The 329-nt window shown below is 52.6% G+C and carries 1 protein-coding gene; it reads left to right on the top strand.

Features of this window, described 5'->3' with window-relative positions; genetic code table 11:
• Positions 1 to 127: 127 nt before the first annotated feature.
• Positions 128 to 265, top strand: coding sequence for a hypothetical protein (locus tag P0G09_RS16540; RefSeq protein ID WP_275253205.1), 138 nt, complete (start codon positions 128 to 130; stop codon positions 263 to 265).
• The last annotated feature ends 64 nt before the right edge of the window (positions 266 to 329 follow it).

Raw genomic sequence — 329 nt, forward strand, 5'->3', positions numbered from 1 at the left:
CTGCAACAGGCGTTTGAGAAAATCGTCCAAAATGTGGAATGACCCGAACCGCCCCGGAATTTAGAGATGCACGCCGGGGCGGGTTTGCTGTACAGAGCAGGTTTGGGCTGCTCAGCACGACTATGGTGTGGCTGCGGCGATCATCTCGGAGGATGATACGCCGCTGAGCATTCCGGATGAGGAGACCCCGCCTTCGGGCAATGCCGGATCGGGGTTCTGGAGCATTCTGTTCCAGCTGCTGAGGCATCTGACCGGGAAGCACTGAAAAATTTGAAAAAACCTCTTGAAAATTCATCGCAACATGATATAATACCCACATGAACAAAAAC

The organism is Faecalibacterium sp. DFI.5.82 (genome assembly GCF_029076575.1).
Lineage (GTDB): Bacteria > Bacillota > Clostridia > Oscillospirales > Ruminococcaceae > Faecalibacterium > Faecalibacterium duncaniae.